The sequence below is a fragment of the Microbacterium sp. P2_F9 genome (assembly GCF_056403635.1).
Map to the genome: position 1 here is coordinate 1 of NZ_JBFUFC010000088.1, position 15,577 is coordinate 15,577.

The following is a 15,577-nucleotide window of genomic DNA, read 5'->3' on the forward strand; positions in this document are numbered from 1 at the left end:
GCCGCGCGCAGCTCGCGGCTCTGCGCCCCGACGTCGCACTCGTCGACATCCGCGGGAACATCGATTCCCGGTTGGACCGACTCACGACGGCCGACCCCGCTCGCGCTCTCGATGCGGTCGTGCTGGCCGCCGCCGGGCTGGACCGGATCGGGCGCCTCGACGCCGCCAATGAGCTGCTGCCGCTGGAGGACTGGCCGACGGCGCCCGCGCAGGGCGCGCTCGCCATCGAGACCCGGTCAGGCGATGAGCGCCTCGTCGCGCGCCTCAACCACGCCGACACCCGGCTGGCCGTCGAGGCCGAGCGCGGCGTACTCGCGCGCCTCGAGGCCGGCTGCGCCGCGCCGATCGGCGCGCACGCGTTCGTCGAGGACGGCCTGCTGTTCCTGAGCGCCCGCGTCTACCGACCCGACGGCGGCGCGTTCGTCACGAGCTCGCACGCGATGGCGGTGGACGCGGATGCCGCGGCCGACATCTCCGCTCGCGTCGCCGATGAGCTGCTGAGCCTCGGCGCTGCCGACCTCGCACCCCTGAACCCCCGACAGGAACCGTGATGACTTCTCCCGACGCGACGTTCCCGGCCGCGCGACCCCGGCGCCTGCGCGCGACCGCGGCCTGGCGCCGCCTGGCGCAGGAGACCCGGGTGCAGCCGGCGCAGCTGATCCTCCCGCTGTTCATCCGCGAGGGCGCCGCCGAGTCCCTGCCGATCGGCTCGATGCCGGGGGTCGTGCAGCACAGTCTCGACTCGTTCCGCGCCGAGCTCGCGCGCGCCGTGGCCGCCGGAATCGGCGGCGTCATGCTGTTCGGCGTGCCCGAGCACAAGGACGCGGTGGGTTCAGGGGCCACGGACCCTGACGGCATCCTGAACGTGGCGACGCGGGCCGCCGTGGCCGAAGTCGGCGACGCGCTGGTCGTTGCGACGGATCTCTGCCTGGACGAATTCACCGACCACGGGCACTGCGGGGTCCTCGACGCGCAGGGCCGCGTCGACAACGACGCGACTTTGGCGCGCTACCGCGAGATGGCGCTCGCGCAGGCCGACGCCGGCTCGGCGTTGCTCGGACTGTCCGGCATGATGGACGGCCAGGTCGCCGCGGTGCGCGCCGCCCTCGACGAGGCTGGGCGCAGCGATGTCGCCCTCCTCGGCTACGCGGCCAAGTACGCCTCAGCGTTCTACGGCCCGTTCCGCGACGCCGTGCAGTCCTCGCTCGAGGGCGACCGCCGCACGTATCAGCTCGATCCCGCGAACCGCCGCGAGGGCCGGCGCGAAGTCGCGCTCGACGTGGCCGAAGGCGCCGACATCGTGATGGTGAAGCCGGCGATGTCGTACCTCGACGTGCTCGCCGACACCGCAGCGTCCTCGCCCGTGCCGGTCTGGGCGTACCAGGTGAGCGGCGAGTACTCGATGATCGAGGCGGCCGCCGCACACGGCTGGATCGACCGGGAACGGGCGATCGACGAATCCCTCACCGGCATCGTCCGCGCGGGCGCCGACGCGGTGCTCACCTACTGGGCGATCGAGGCCGCAGAGCGGTGGAGTCGCGCATGAGCGCCGTCTCGAACGCTGCCTCGAACGCTGCCTCGAACACGGATGCCGCGGCCCGTGCCCGCGCCGTGATCCCCGGCGGGGTGAACTCCCCGGTGYGGGCCTTCGGCTCGGTGGGCGGCACGCCGCTGTCCATCGTGTCCGCGCAGGGCGCCACCGTGACCGACGTCGCCGGCCGCGACTACGTCGATCTCGTCGCCTCGTGGGGACCTGCCCTGCTCGGGCACGCGCACCCTGGCGTCGTCGACGCGGTGCGGGACGCGGCATCCCGCGGACTGTCCTTCGGCGCATCGACCCCGGGCGAGACCGAACTGGCCGAGCTCGTCATCGGCCGACTGGTCGCCGGCGGCACGCCGATGATCGAAAAGCTCCGACTCGTCTCGACCGGCACCGAAGCCACCATGACCGCGATCCGGCTCGCGCGCGGCGCCACCGGCCGAGACCTGATCGTCAAGTTCGCCGGCCACTACCACGGGCATTCCGATGGCCTGCTCGCCGAGTCCGGCTCGGGCATCGCAACGCTCGGCCTGCCGGGCTCGGCCGGGGTGCCCGCGGCGATTGCCGGACTCACCCTGGTGCTGCCGTACAACGATCGTGACGCCGTGCGCGCCGCCTTCGCCGCGCATCCCGGCCGGATCGCGGCGATCATCACCGAGGCGGCCGGCGCGAACGCCGGCGTGCTGACCCCCGAGCCGGGCTTCAACCGCTTCCTCGTCGAGGAGGCGCACGCCCACGGCGCGCTGCTCATCCTCGACGAGGTGCTGACCGGCTTCCGGGTGGGTCCCGCTGGCTGGTGGGGCCTCGAACAGGCCGCCGGCGAGGCGTGGGTGCCCGACCTCGTGACGTTCGGCAAGGTCATCGGCGGCGGCATGCCGCTCGCCGGCCTCGGCGGCCCCGCACGGCTGCTCGACCTGCTCGCCCCGCTCGGCCCGGTGTACCAGGCCGGCACCCTGAGCGGCAATCCGCTCGCGGTCGCCGCGGGGCTGGCGACGCTTCGGCTCGCCGACGACGCGGTGTACGCGCGGGTGGATGCCGCGGCCGACGCCGTCGCAGGTGGCCTGGATGCCGCCCTCGAAGCGGCAGGCGTGGCTCATACGATCTCGCGGGCCGGGAGCCTGTTCTCGGTCGCGTTCCGGGCGGACCCGGTGCGCAACTACGACGACGCCCGGGCGCAGGACGCGTGGCGCTATCCGCCGTTCTTCCACGCGATGCTCGACGCCGGGGTCTCGCTTCCGCCGAGCGTGTTCGAGGCGTGGTTCCTCACCGCGGCGCACGACGAGGCCGCCATCGCGCGGATCCTCGACGCGCTCCCCGCTGCTGCCCGCGCGGCAGCGGCCGCGAGCCCGGCCTGAGGAGGCCTGGGCTACACCCAGCCGTCGCGCTGGAAGTGCAGGTGCCAGAAGTCGTAGGTCACCGGCATCGCGGTCCACACGGGGTAGTACCAGGCGGAGACGAGAAGCACGGCGACGATGAACACGCCCGCGCACCAGCGTCCGAGCGGGAATTGCCTTCGGGTGCGCAGCTGTGCGAGGTCCCGCAGTGCGGCGGTCAGCGCGAGGATCATGAACGGCAGGATGACGATCGTATAGAACTGGAAGATCGTCCGGTTGGGGTAGAGCAGCCACGGGACGTAGGTGGCGATGACGCCGGTCAGGATGAGCCAGTCGCCGGCGTTGCGGCGGGCGAAGCACCGCCAGACGAGGTACAGCACGGCGATCACGGCGGTCCACCACAGCAGCGGATTCGAGATGCTCGAGATGTTCTCGGCGCACCCGTTTCCGACCGCGGAGCAGCCGTTCTCTCCGGTCGCCGAGCCCTGGTAGTACATCGAGGTCGGGCGGAGCATGAGCGGCCACTGCCACGCGGGGCTGGCATAGCTGTGCGGCGAGGTCAGTCCCACGTTCGAGGCGTAGATGGCCTTGTGATAGATCCACAGGCTCTGCAGCGGAAGCGGCACCCATGACCACAGGCCGGTTGCCGGCGAGTCATCCGCGGCATGCCGGTCGTACCCGCCGTCGGTGACGAGCCAGCCGGTCCACGACGCGAGGTACACGACGAACGCGATCGGGACGTAGAGGACGAAACTCGCGAGACCCTGGCGGAGTGTCGCATCGGCCGGCCAGTACCAGACGCCGGCCTTGCGCCGGGTCAGCGCGTCGTCCACCACGAGGTAGATCCCGACCGCCGCGATGACGAAGAGGCCGGACCACTTCACCGCGGTCGCGGCGCCGAACGCGGCACCCGCCGCGATGAGCCATGGGCGATTCCAGAAGACCGGTCCCCAGTCGGGGCCTCGGCCGTCGACGGTGCGCGCCGCGATTGCGGCGGCCAGACGCTCTTGGTGGCGATGCCGATCGATCAGCACGAACCAGAAACCGAGCATCACGAAGAACGTGAGGATGCCGTCCAGCAGCCCCACCCGGCCGAGCACGATCCCGAGACCGTCGACGGCGAAGAAGAGCGCCGCGACGGAGGCGAACACGATCGATCCGCCCAGCCGGCGGGCGACGAAATAGAGCACGAGAATCGTCGCCGTGCCGAACAGGGCCACCGCGATGCGCCAGCCGAACGACGAGTCCGCACCGAAGATCGCCATGCCGGCGCCGATGATCCACTTGCCGAGGGGCGGGTGCACCACGTAGCTGCCGGTCGTCGTGAAGATGTCGGTCTCGCCGGCGGCGAAGCGCTCGTCGGCGTTCTCCGGCCAGGTCGCCGGGTAGCCGAGGTTCCACTGGCTCCAGGCATCCTTCACGTAATAGGTCTCATCGAAGACCAGCATGTGCGGGTGTGCGAGGTCCCAGAGTCGCAGGATCGCCCCGAGTACGACGACGATCGTCGGCGCGAGCCAGCGCCACAGGCGCTCGACGCGGGGATCGGTGTCGAGGCGGCCGCGCCAGCGCTCATAGAAAGTGGGCCGCGGCTCGGGCACCAGCGGCTCCACCGGTGGCTCCACGGTCGGCTCCTCGGAGGTGACGGTCACGGCGACAAGCCTAGGCTGGGCTCGTGATCATCCTGGCCGCGACGCCCATCGGCAATCTCGGGGACGCTTCGCGGCGACTCGTCGAGGCCCTCGAGAGCGCGCGGGTGGTGGCATCCGAGGACACCCGCACGACCATTCGCCTCCTTGCGGCGTTGGGGATCGCGAACCGCCCACGGCTGCTGGCTCTGCACGACCACAACGAGAAGCAGCGCGCGGCGGAGCTCGTCGAACTCGCTCGCGACCAGGACCTGCTGGTGCTGTCGGATGCCGGAATGCCGACGGTCAGCGACCCGGGCTATGGGCTCGTCGCCGCCGCGGCGAAGGCGGGGGTCACCGTCACGGTCATCCCTGGGCCGAGTGCGGTGCTCACCGCGCTCGCGGTCGCGGGGCTGCCCACCGACCGCTTCACGTTCGAGGGGTTCCTCCCGCGCAAGTCCGGTGAGCGCCGCGGCGCGCTCGCCGCCCTTTCCCGGGAGCCCCGCACGATGGTGTTCTTCGAGTCGCCCGCCCGGGTCGCGGCATCCCTCGTCGACATGGGCGCCGCCTTCGGCACCGACCGACCCGCCGCCGTCTGCCGCGAGCTGACGAAGCTGCATGAGGAGGTCGCCCGCGGAACGCTCGCCGAACTCGCGGAGTGGGCAGCCCCCGGCGTCCGCGGCGAAGTCGTGGTCGTTGTCGGGGGAGCGGTCGCCGTCGACGTCGTCTTCCCGGACGCGGTCACGCAGGTGCTGACGCTCGTGACCGCCGGCACGCGACTGAAGGATGCCGCCACCGAGGTGGCGGCGCAGACCGGGCACTCGTCGCGGGAGCTGTATCAGGCCGCGCTGGCAGCACGGAAGGGCTGACCGTCACACGGCGGGTGACGGCATCCGTCCAAACTAGAATCTTCGGGTGAGCACCGGCCGATCCTTCTACATCACGACGCCGATCTACTACCCGAGCGACGTGCCCCACATCGGTCACGGTTATACGACCGTGGCGGTGGACACCCTCGCGCGCTGGCACCGCCAGGCCGGCGATGACACCTGGATGCTGACCGGCACCGACGAGCACGGCCAGAAGATGCTGCGGGCGGCCGCGGCCAACGGCGCCACTCCCCAGGAGTGGGTCGACCGGCTGGTCGGCGAGGCGTGGTTCCCGCTGCTGAAGACGCTCGACGTCGCCAATGACGACTTCATCCGCACGACGCAGCAGCGCCATGAGGAGCGCGTGCAGAAGTTCGTGCAGGCGATCTACGACCGCGGCTACATCTATGCGGGCGAGTTCGAGGCGCTGTACTGCGTCGGCTGCGAGGAGTTCAAGACCGAGTCCGAGATCGTCGACGGAGAGGGGCCCTTCGAGGGCCTCAAGGTCTGCGCGATCCACTCGAAGCCCCTCGAGCTGCTCCAGGAGAAGAACTACTTCTTCAAGCTGAGCGAGTTCCAGGACCAGCTGCTCGAGCTGTACAAGACCGATTTCATCCGGCCCGAGTCCGCCCGCAACGAGGTCGTCTCGTTCGTCAAGCAGGGCCTCAAGGACCTGTCGATCTCGCGCTCCACGTTCGACTGGGGCATCGAGGTGCCCTGGGACCCGTCGCACGTCATCTACGTGTGGGTCGACGCACTGCTCAACTACGCCTCGGCGGTGGGCTACGGCTCCGACCCCGACGAGTTCGCGCGCCGCTGGCCGGCGTACCACGTCGTCGGCAAGGACATCCTGCGCTTCCACGCCGTCATCTGGCCCGCGATGCTGATGGCAGCGGGCGTCGAGGTGCCGCGCGGCGTGTTCGCGCACGGCTGGCTGCTCGTCGGCGGCGAGAAGATGTCCAAGTCGAAGCTCACCGGCATCGCGCCCACCGAGATCACCGACGTGTTCGGGTCGGACGCCTACCGGTTCTACTTCCTCTCCGCGATCGCGTTCGGGCAGGACGGCTCGTTCTCGTGGGAGGACCTCTCCGCGCGCTACCAGGCGGAACTCGCCAACGGCTTCGGCAACCTCGCCTCCCGCACGACCGCGATGATCGAGCGGTACTTCGAGGGTGTGCTCCCCGAGGCCGATCAGTACTCCGAGGCCGATCTGGCGATCCAGCAGACGGTGGCGGATGCCGCGGCCGCGGCCGACGCCGCGATCGAGCGCTTCCGCATCGATGAAGCGATCACGTCGATCTGGACGATCGTCGACGCGCTGAACCTGTACATCACCGAGAACGAGCCGTGGGCGCTGGCGAAGGACGACGCGCAGCGCGCGCGGCTCGGCACGGTCCTCTACACGGCGGCGGAGGGCCTGCGGGCGCTCGCCGTGCTGCTGTCGCCGGTGACGCCGATCGCGACCGAGAAGCTGTGGATCGCCCTGGGCGCCGCTGATTCGCTCGGGCGCCTCGTCGACCAGCCGATCCGCGAGGCCGGGACCTGGGGCGTGCTGCGCCCCGGGACGACGGTGAACGCGCTCGCGCCGCTCTTCCCGCGCGTCGAGCAGTCGGTCTAGCTCGGCGATGACCGACCCGAGCGGCTACGTCCGGGAGCGCTACAACGACGGGAAGCGGGACGTTCGCTGGCCTGCCGCGCCGGAGCCGCTCGCGGTGCCGGTGTACGACAACCACACGCACCTCGAGATCTCCGACGGCGACGAGCCGCTGACGCTCGCCGATCAGCTCGAGCGGGCGGCGGCGGTCGGGGTGATCGGCGTCGTGCAGGCAGGCGGTGACATCGAGTCGAGCCGGTGGTCGGCGGAGGCCGCGGCATCCCATCCCCGCGTCCTCGCGGCAGTCGCGATCCACCCGAATGAAGCGCCCGCGTACGCGGCGGCCGGTCGGCTCGATGAGGCGATCGCGGTGATCGACGAGCTCGCCGCGCAGCCCCGAGTGCGGGCGATCGGCGAGACCGGGCTGGACTTCTTCCGCACCGAGGCGGACGGCCTCCCCGCGCAGTTCGAGAGCTTCGAGGCGCACATCGCGCTCGCCAAGAAGCACGGCCTCGCGATGCAGATCCACGACCGCGATGCCCATGACGACGTGCTTTCGACGCTGGAGCGGGTGGGCACGCCGGAGCGCACGGTGTTCCACTGCTTCTCGGGAGACGAGGCGATGGCGCGTGTCGCCGCCGACGCCGGGTACTACCTGTCGTTCGCGGGGAACGTCACGTTCAAGAACGCCCAGAACCTGCGCGACGCGCTGGCGGTGACGCCGCGCGAGCGGATCCTGGTGGAGACGGATGCCCCGTTCCTCACGCCGACTCCCCACCGCGGGCGGCCGAACGCGCCGTACCTGATCCCGGTCACGGTGCGGTTCATCGCGGCCGAGCTGGGCGTCGACCTCGACGACCTGTGTGCGCAGCTGGCCGCGAACACGGTCGAGGTCTACGGCGCGTTCGAAGACTGAGCCGCATCAGGGCAGGTCGATCGGTCCCGTCACACCGATGACGGGGGGAGCCGCCGCGATGTTCGAGATCGTGCGCCACACGAGCAGCAGGGTGATCGCGGAGCCCGCGAACGCGAACCACCAGGGCGCGGTCAGGCCCCACGCTTCGGCGATGAGGCCGCCGAGCAGCTGGCCGATCACCAATCCGCCGAAGACGCCGACCATGTTCACCGAGGCGATGCGTCCCTGCAGTTCCAGCGGCACGAGGCGCTGGCGCACCGTCGTCGAGATCGTGCCCCAGACGAACGCGTAGGCGCCGAACACGAAGATGACGACGAACGCGACCGCGGGCGAGGTGGTGAGGGCGAACGAGAGGTGCATGAGCACCTCGAGCGACAGGCACACGCGCATGAGCGTCGCGAACGACACGTGCTTCTCGAGCCAGCCGAAGCTCGCGATCGCGATGAGTCCGCCGATGGCCGACACGGTCGTCATGGCGCCGTAGCCGATCGCGCCCATGTGGAGGTACTCGGTCGTGTACAGGACGAGGACGCTCCAGGGCGCCGCCCACGTCACGTTGAACACGAAGATGATGAGCACGAGCGTGCGCACGGGTGGGTTGCCGCGCAGCCACCGCAGGCCCTCGCGGATCGGATGCGTCTTGACGCCGGACTCGGCATCCGCGCGTGGCGGGATCGGCGTGCGTGCGATCCGAGAGATGAGGACGACCCCGAGCGCGACGCAGATGATCTGCACGGAGAACGGCCAGAACGACCCGACCGAGAAGAGGATCGCCCCGAGCGCCGGTCCTGCGAGCTGATTGCCGACCAGGTAGCCGGCCTGCAGGCGGGCGTTGCCGATGCCCAAGTCGGCCGGGCGCACCATCATCGGCAGGAGCGTGCTGCTCGCCGTGTCGGCGAACACTTCGGCTGTGCCGTACAGGAACGTCGTCGCCAGGACGATCCAGACTGTCGCGTGTCCGGTGACGAGGAAGACGACGAGGGCTCCCACGATCACGACGCGGGAGCCGTCTGCCAGCATGACGAGCCGGCGGCGGTCATGGTGGTCGGCGACAGAGCCGGCGAGCAGTCCGAAGAGCAGCCACGGGAGGAACTGCATCATGGCCCCCGACGCGACCAGAAGCGGCGACGAAGTGAGCGATGCGATCAGCAGGGGCGCCGCCGACAGGGCGATGCCGTCGCCGAGGTTGGTGGTCCACGAGGACGCCATGAGCCAGCGGAAATCGGTTCCCAGGCGTCGGGGTGCGACGACTTCACCGATCGAGGGCATCCCTCGATCCTAAGTGTCGAGGCGCGATGTCACGCCGCTCGCCGAAATCGGAGCGGGGGCGGATCGACATCTGCCCAGGCATATCGGAGCGGGAGGCGCGGTGTGAGGACGATCGATTCGCCCTGCCCCTGCGGAGGATGCAGGACGAACTCTCCCAGACCGTCGCGCGTGATCCACCAGGCACCGTGGTGCAGCTGCATGTGGTGATAACGACAGAGCATGATGCCCCGGTCGATATCGGTGCATCCACCCTCCCTGTAAGGGTCGATGTGGTGCACCTCGCAATACGAGGGCGGTCGGTCGCACCCGCGCCATCGGCATCCGCCATCGCGGATCGCGAGGGTCAGGCGCTGTTTCGCGGAGAACAGGCGCTGCTCTCGTCCTAGGTAGAGCGGATTGCCGTCCCGGTCGAGCGTGCACTCGACCGTGCCGACTTCACAGACGTGCTGCGCGATCAGCCAGGCCGGAACTGCGGTCTGGTCGTCTTCGGTCAGCCCCACCGCGGCCCGGCCTTTCGTCTCCGCCGCACGCGCTGCCTCCGTGACGAGCACGCGCACGCCTGCCTGCTTCGTTCCGAAGACCGTCGTCGAGTCGGCCAGGGCTCCCGAGCGCATCACGTCGAGGAACAGGTCGTACGCAAGCTGATCGTTTGTGCGCGGATCGGCCACGAGCTCCTCGGCGCGGGACTTCTCCGTCGGATCGACGAACCGTGGGCCACCGCGCCGGGGACGGAGTGCGCTGTCGAGGATGGTCTGCAGCCACGTGCCACCCAGGTCGTCGAAGACGATGGCACCATGSCGGACACCGTCGGCATCGSTCCACAGGCGGAACGACCGCCGCTCGAACCGCTCGTCGAAGCGGCGCTCGGCACCTTCCGGGTCGAGCTGGTCCCGGATGGYGCGGGCCGCGCGGGCGAGTTCTTCGACCGTCCGCTCGGAGGCCTCGACGGCAAGCTGCTCGGCCGCCAGCGACCACACCTCGGCGATSTGCTCCGCGGCCGCCGTGTCGTCAACGGCCGGCGGTTCGCCGAGGCCGCGGAGGATCACATCGTGCTGTGCGGAGCTGATCGTCCCGTCGAGGAGCGCGCGGCCGAGCGGCGCGTGCCACGGCGCCGGGCACGTCGGTRGGCGCTCCGGCTGACGSRGCATCCGTCGRCGYYCCRGMKGCWCCGATGCCCACCGACTCCAGCAGCGACTCGCCGAGCCGCACATGCTTSACSGCATCGGCGTGCGTTGCGCCCGTGAGGTCTTGAATCAACGCGACGGGGGAGCGRTGGCCSCGGACCTGCGCAAGSCCGTTATGGCCCGCATCTCGCGTCGAGCGGGCGGCGACGACCCCGGAGGCCGTGATCCGCACCTTCTCGGCAGCTCGGATGAGCTGGGATGCGACGCCGATCAGTCTCACGACGGTCGCGTCGTCGAGCTCGGTGATCTTCGCCGGGAGAGCGTCGGCCGCAGTGTCTTCGCCCAGCACGTCGCGCAGCACTGCGATGTGCTGCGTAAGGTCGAAGAAGAACGCCATAGTTAATGCTCCCAGTGACCACCGACATTAGAACGGGTATTCGATCCAATTCCGCCATCCAAAGATAACGAATTCGTAACGGAATCGCCCCAGATCATGCCCTCGCCGAGCGCACGGGCGAGAAGACCGCGATCGCCGCCGCCACACCGAAGACGGCCGCGACGATCCAGAGCGATTCGGGCACGCCCACGGCCGACGCGAGCACTCCGCCGGCAACGGCGCCGATCGCGGCCGCGGTGCGATTCACCGACCTCCCGGTCGCATTCACACGGCCGAGCACGCCATCCGGCACAGCCTGCTGCCGGTAGCTCATCTCGTTCGCGTTCTCCAGGCCCGCCGCGAGACCTCCCACCGCAAGCGCGACGAACAGGAGAACGATCCCGCCCGCGCCCCCCACCGAAGGAACAAACGCGACGGCCACCCAGGCGACGGGATAGATCACACGCGCCCCGGCGATTGTCGCGCCCTGCCCGAAACGGTGGCCCAGCCGCTCAGCCAGCGAGGCTCCGACGAGGGCTGCGGCGCCGATGGTGGACAGGAGCAGCCCGAACAGGGCGGCGCCCAGATCGAGCGTGCGCAGAGCGAGCAGCGACAGGATCGTCAGCGACGCGGCGTTCGCCACGAACCAGACGTGCGTCGAGAGCGCGAGCGGCAGGAGAATCGGATGCCGGTAGGTCGCCGTCAGCCCTTCCCTGATGTCCCGCAGCACGTGCCCGCGGGTGCGCGTAGGAGTCTCCTCCACCCGGATGCCGGCGACGAGCACGGCATCGACGAGATACGTGAACGCGTCGATCAGCAGAGCGAACGGTGCACCGACCCACCGGACGAGCAAACCGGCGAGCGTCGGGCCGACCGTCTGTGCGGCGGCCTCGCCCTGGTCTAGCCTCGCGTTCGCGCGAAGCAGTCCATCGCGAGCCACCAACCGCGGCAGAAGCGACTGAGACGCGGCAAAGCCGAACACCGCGAAGGAGCCGAACAGCAGCAGCAGCGCGACGAGATTCCAGACGGCAAGCACGTGAAGCCACCACAGCACCGCGATCATGCCGAGACTGAGCGCACGACCGAGACTCGCCACCACCAGCGTCGGGCGGCGACGCCACCGATCGACGTACACTCCGGCGACGAGTCCCAGGACGGCGTACGGGACGAATTGGGCCGCGTTGACGATCCCGACCTGCACAGGGTCGGCGCCCAGCCCGTCGACCACGAGGACGGGCAGGGCCACGGCGGTCGCCGTCGTGCCGAACGCGCTGAGCGTGTTCGCGCCCCAGAAACGCCGGAACCCGGCATCCTTCCCACGTTCCGCGTCCATCGCCCCAGTATCGCGTGCGGCGCGAAGAGGCCCAGGGAAGGCGGCCGCGCCGCGACCTACCAGCCCGCCTGGCTACTGTGGACCCATGCCCGTTACCCTGCTCGGCGCCGGCGAGATCCGCGCCCTCGCCGCCGAACTCGACGTGACGCCCACCAAGAAGCTCGGCCAGAACTTCGTCGTCGACGCGAACTCGGTGCGCAAGATCGTGCACGTCGCGCGGGTCGCGGCGGGCGAGCACGTCGTCGAGGTGGGGCCTGGACTCGGCTCCCTGACGCTCGCGATCCTCGAGTCCGGGGCATCCGTCACCGCCGTCGAGATCGACCACCGGCTCGCCGAGCGTCTTCCCGAGACCGCGGCGAAGCACGGGGTCGAGGATGGCGCGCTCACCGTCATCGACGCCGACGCCCTGAGGATCACCGAGCTTCCTGGTGAGCCGACCGTCCTCGTCGCGAACCTGCCGTACAACGTGAGCGTCCCGGTGCTGCTGCACTTTCTGGAGACCTTCCCGCACCTCGAGCGCGGCATCGTCATGGTGCAGGCCGAAGTGGGGGAGCGGCTCGCCGCCCCTCCAGGCTCCAAGATCTACGGCGCCCCCAGCGTCAAGGCCGCCTGGTACGGCCCCTGGCGACTCGCCGGCACCGTCTCGCGGCAGGTGTTCTGGCCCGTCCCCAACGTCGACAGCGTGCTCGTCGCGTTCGAGCGCGATCCGCTCCCGCGCGGCACGGAGGCGGAGCGACTGAGAACATTCCAGATCGTGGATGCCGCGTTCCAGCAGCGTCGCAAGATGCTCCGGCAGGCGCTGTCCGCTGTCCTGGGCGGCACGTCGGCCGCGGCATCCGACCTTCTCGAACGCGCCGGCGTCGCCCCCACCGCTCGCGGCGAGGAGCTCTCCATCGAGGATTTCGTGCGCATCGCGCGCACTCCGGCGTGACGCAGGGTTACACGTTCCCGGCTTGTTCTCCGGGTGTTCACGAAACATGCCTGTAACATTTGGCGGGCTCGGTCATCGTGGCGTGAGCAGCATCACCACGTCGACGAGAGGGACGAGCGCATGCGTCAAGCCGAATATGCGGCACCGGAGCGTGTGCTGCTGCACCTGAGCGACACGCACCTGCGCGCGGCGGGATCGCGGCTGTTTGACCTCGTCGATGCGACGGCGCAGCTGCGCAAGGCGCTCGCTGGGATCGAGGCATCCGGCATAGCCCCCGACGGCATCGTGTTCACCGGCGACCTCGTCGACCTCGGTGAGGGCGATGCCTACCGCGAGCTGCGGGCGATCGTCGAGCCCTTCGCGGCCCGCCTCGGCACCAGGGTGTTCTGGGTCATGGGCAACCACGACGACCGCGCGGGCTTCCGCTCGCGCCTGCTCGACGAGCACTTCACCGACCCGATGCGCCCCGTCGACCGAGTCGACGAACTCGACGGGCTGCGGCTGATCACCCTGGACTCGACGGTTCCCGGCCTGCATCACGGCGAACTGCGCGAGGAGCAGCTCGCGTGGCTCGCCGGCGTGCTGGCGACTCCGGCCCCGCTCGGCACGATCCTCGCGATGCACCACCCGCCGGTTCCGAGCGTGCTTCCCCTGGCATCGACGGTCGAGCTGCGCGATCAGGCGCGTCTCGCCGACGTGCTGCGCGGCACCGATGTGCGGGCCATCATCGCCGGCCACCTGCACTACTCGACGTTCGCCACTTTCGCCGGCATTCCGGTGTCGGTCGCGTCATCGACCTGCTACGCGCAGGACCTCACCGTGCCGGTCGGCGGCACCCGGCCGCAGGACGGCGCGCAGGCTTTCAACCTCGTGCACGTCTACGACCAGACGATCGTGCACTCGGTCGTCCCCGTGGATGCGCCGCGCACGCTCGAATTCATCGATCCCGCGGAGGCCCGCCGGCGGATCTCCGACGCCGGGATCGCCCCGCTCAGCGCCGCGCGGACGGATGCGCCGACTGAGCCGATCGGCGTGCTTCGCTGACTTCGTCCCGCTCCCACGGCGCGCGCACCGGGAACATCCGCTCGAGCGACGTGCGCAGCGCGTGCACCCGCACCTCTTCGGGGATCTGCGCGGGCCCGCCGTCGTTGAGGCAGAACATGTCGATGTCGGTCCGGTCCGCCAGCCGCTCCATGCGGCGCAGCGAATCGGTGAGGGTCGTCTGCACGTAGCGCACCCGCGGCCGCTTCGTGGTGACCGCTCGCCCCGTCATCAGCGCGTAGTAGTGGTACAGGCTGTTGGTGACCGACACGTCGGTGGCGGAGCGGAATCGGGATGCCGCGGTCCGGGCGAAATCGTCCGGGAAGGTCTGCTCGAGCTCGGTCATGACGCTGCGCCGGAGCGGCGTCGCGCAGTGCTCCAGGTCGCGGACGATCGTGCGGCCGAACCGGCGGCGCAGCAGGTCGCGGTTGACGCGAAGCCCGTTGTCATGTCCGCTGCGCGCCGATGCGGGGGCGCCGGCGCCGATGCGCACCTCGCACTCGACGAACTTCGACACCCCGGCAGCGGTGAAGAAGAGCTCCGGCTCCACGAGGCGGCCGAAGAACATGTCGTCGTTGGAGTAGATGAAGTGCTCGGCGAGCCCGGGGATGCGGTGCAGCTGCGCCTCGATGGCGTGCGAGTTGTGCGTCGGCAGCACCGAGGGATCGGCGAAGAACTCCTCGCTGCGCACGATGGTGACTTTGGGGTGCTCCACCAGCCACGTCGGCACCGGTGAATCGGTGGCGATGAAGATGCGGCGCACCCACGGGGCGTACATGTGCACGCTGCGGAGTGCATAGCGAAGCTCGTCGACATGGCGGTAGCGCGCCGGTCCGTCATCGCCGGCGCCGACGACATACTCGGCCATCTGCGCGGCGCGTTGGCGCTGGAACTCGCTCGCCGAGCCATCAACCCACGAGAAGACGACATCGACGTCATGGGTGAACTCGTCCGGCTGCGCGTCGAACATCCCGGAGATCGTGCGCCACGTCCGGCCGTAGCGCTCCACCTCGGTGAAGGTGAGGTCGTCCGTCGCAGTGCTGCGTCGGGTGAGGGCGTTGTCGTTCGGCGCTTCTACGACGTCGTCGCCGAAGTGCCAGAACTCGAGCCGCGCGGCGGTCGGCGAGCCGTACCGCACCCGTGCGCTCCCGGCGACGCGCGGGCGGAACACCCGCAGTGCGCTCGGAGTCGTGGGGATCGGATCCGCCTCGACGGCCAGCTGCGCCGGGCGGTTGCGCGCTTTGACGTACAGGGGCTCGTGGGTGCCGAGCTCGGCCAGCGCAGCGGTCGCGGCATCCCGGTCCGCGATGCTCGCGACCAGCGCGGGAACCCGGCGATCATGCCGGATCAGCAGAGTCGCGACTCCTGCCTCCGCCAGCGCGTCGGCGACGAGCAGGAGGTCGGCGATGCGCGCCTCCTCGGGGGAGACGGTGTCATGGACGAGGTGCAGGATGCCGCCATCCAGCGCGATGTCGCCTCGTTCGACGAGGCCGGACCAAGAGTTCTGCTGCCGCGGCAGTGCCGTGAGTTTCGAAATGGAAAGCCTCCTTTGCGGATCGCGCTGCGTCGGGATCCCGGTGTGCTCCTCAGACTATGGACGGAGTGTTTCCGGAGCATTTCCCGGG

Annotated in this window: 13 protein-coding genes and 1 pseudogene; 9 read left to right on the forward strand and 5 right to left on the reverse strand. The window is 70.1% G+C overall.

Annotated elements, in window-relative coordinates:
* The 3 genes and pseudogenes from AC1DVT_RS10895 to hemL all read left to right on the forward strand — a co-directional run.
* Positions 1–551, forward strand: a pseudogene (locus tag AC1DVT_RS10895) (hydroxymethylbilane synthase); the annotation flags it as partial.
* Positions 551–1,546, forward strand: coding sequence for a porphobilinogen synthase (gene hemB / locus AC1DVT_RS10900; RefSeq protein ID WP_477388842.1), 996 nt, complete (start codon positions 551–553; stop codon positions 1,544–1,546). The pseudogene AC1DVT_RS10895 and the gene hemB, both read left to right, overlap by 1 nt.
* Positions 1,543–2,895, forward strand: coding sequence for a glutamate-1-semialdehyde 2,1-aminomutase (gene hemL / locus AC1DVT_RS10905; RefSeq protein WP_477388844.1), 1,353 nt, complete (start codon positions 1,543–1,545; stop codon positions 2,893–2,895). The genes hemB and hemL overlap by 4 nt, the downstream gene beginning before the upstream one ends.
* A gap of 11 nt (positions 2,896–2,906) precedes the next feature.
* Here the strand turns inward: hemL and AC1DVT_RS10910 are convergent, their stop codons facing one another.
* A complete protein-coding gene (locus AC1DVT_RS10910) occupies positions 2,907–4,523 on the reverse strand; it encodes a dolichyl-phosphate-mannose--protein mannosyltransferase (RefSeq protein WP_477388846.1) in 1,617 nt (538 codons plus the stop codon).
* Positions 4,524–4,546: 23 nt separating this feature from the next.
* On the opposite strand from AC1DVT_RS10910, the gene rsmI reads away from it, so the two are divergent.
* Genes rsmI through AC1DVT_RS10925 form a run of 3 tightly spaced genes read left to right on the forward strand, consistent with a single transcriptional unit; the run spans position 4,547 to position 7,878 of the window.
* Complete coding sequence (rsmI, locus tag AC1DVT_RS10915) at positions 4,547–5,368, forward strand: 16S rRNA (cytidine(1402)-2'-O)-methyltransferase (RefSeq protein WP_477388848.1); 822 nt, start codon at positions 4,547–4,549, stop codon at positions 5,366–5,368.
* Between the two features lie 46 nt (positions 5,369–5,414).
* Entirely contained in the window at positions 5,415–6,986 is a 1,572-nt protein-coding gene (gene metG / locus AC1DVT_RS10920) for a methionine--tRNA ligase (protein ID WP_477388850.1), read from the forward strand.
* 7 nt (positions 6,987–6,993) lie between these two features.
* Positions 6,994–7,878 (forward strand): TatD family hydrolase, encoded by an 885-nt coding sequence (locus AC1DVT_RS10925; protein WP_477388852.1) that lies wholly within the window; start codon positions 6,994–6,996, stop codon positions 7,876–7,878.
* 6 nt (positions 7,879–7,884) lie between these two features.
* Here AC1DVT_RS10925 and AC1DVT_RS10930 read toward each other — a convergent pair whose 3' ends face one another.
* The 3 genes from AC1DVT_RS10930 to AC1DVT_RS10940 all read right to left on the reverse strand — a co-directional run bounded on the left by AC1DVT_RS10930 (position 7,885) and on the right by AC1DVT_RS10940 (position 11,980).
* Positions 7,885–9,147 carry an MFS transporter gene (locus AC1DVT_RS10930; protein ID WP_477388854.1) on the reverse strand — a complete coding sequence of 421 codons (1,263 nt, stop codon included), beginning with the start codon at positions 9,145–9,147 and terminating at the stop codon, positions 7,885–7,887.
* A gap of 29 nt (positions 9,148–9,176) precedes the next feature.
* Positions 9,177–10,295: an HNH endonuclease signature motif containing protein gene (locus tag AC1DVT_RS10935; RefSeq protein WP_477388855.1), complete on the reverse strand. Its 1,119-nt coding sequence runs from the start codon at positions 10,293–10,295 to the stop codon at positions 9,177–9,179.
* A 467-nt stretch (positions 10,296–10,762) separates the two neighbouring features.
* Complete coding sequence (locus tag AC1DVT_RS10940; RefSeq protein WP_477388857.1) at positions 10,763–11,980, reverse strand: MFS transporter; 1,218 nt, start codon at positions 11,978–11,980, stop codon at positions 10,763–10,765.
* An 85-nt stretch (positions 11,981–12,065) separates the two neighbouring features.
* On the opposite strand from AC1DVT_RS10940, the gene rsmA reads away from it, so the two are divergent.
* Both rsmA and AC1DVT_RS10950 read left to right on the forward strand, forming a co-directional pair.
* Positions 12,066–12,911: a 16S rRNA (adenine(1518)-N(6)/adenine(1519)-N(6))-dimethyltransferase RsmA gene (gene rsmA, locus AC1DVT_RS10945; protein ID WP_477388859.1), complete on the forward strand. Its 846-nt coding sequence runs from the start codon at positions 12,066–12,068 to the stop codon at positions 12,909–12,911.
* Between the two features lie 120 nt (positions 12,912–13,031).
* Positions 13,032–13,955 carry a phosphodiesterase gene (locus AC1DVT_RS10950; RefSeq protein WP_477388861.1) on the forward strand — a complete coding sequence of 308 codons (924 nt, stop codon included), beginning with the start codon at positions 13,032–13,034 and terminating at the stop codon, positions 13,953–13,955.
* On the opposite strand, the gene AC1DVT_RS10955 is transcribed toward AC1DVT_RS10950, so the two are convergent.
* Positions 13,903–15,123, reverse strand: a complete 1,221-nt coding sequence (locus AC1DVT_RS10955; RefSeq protein ID WP_477388863.1) for a stealth conserved region 3 domain-containing protein — start codon at positions 15,121–15,123, stop codon at positions 13,903–13,905. The genes AC1DVT_RS10950 and AC1DVT_RS10955 overlap by 53 nt on opposite strands.
* A gap of 87 nt (positions 15,124–15,210) precedes the next feature.
* On the opposite strand from AC1DVT_RS10955, the gene AC1DVT_RS10960 reads away from it, so the two are divergent.
* On the forward strand, positions 15,211–15,577 hold a 367-nt coding region (locus AC1DVT_RS10960), incomplete at its 3' end, for a hypothetical protein (protein WP_477388865.1).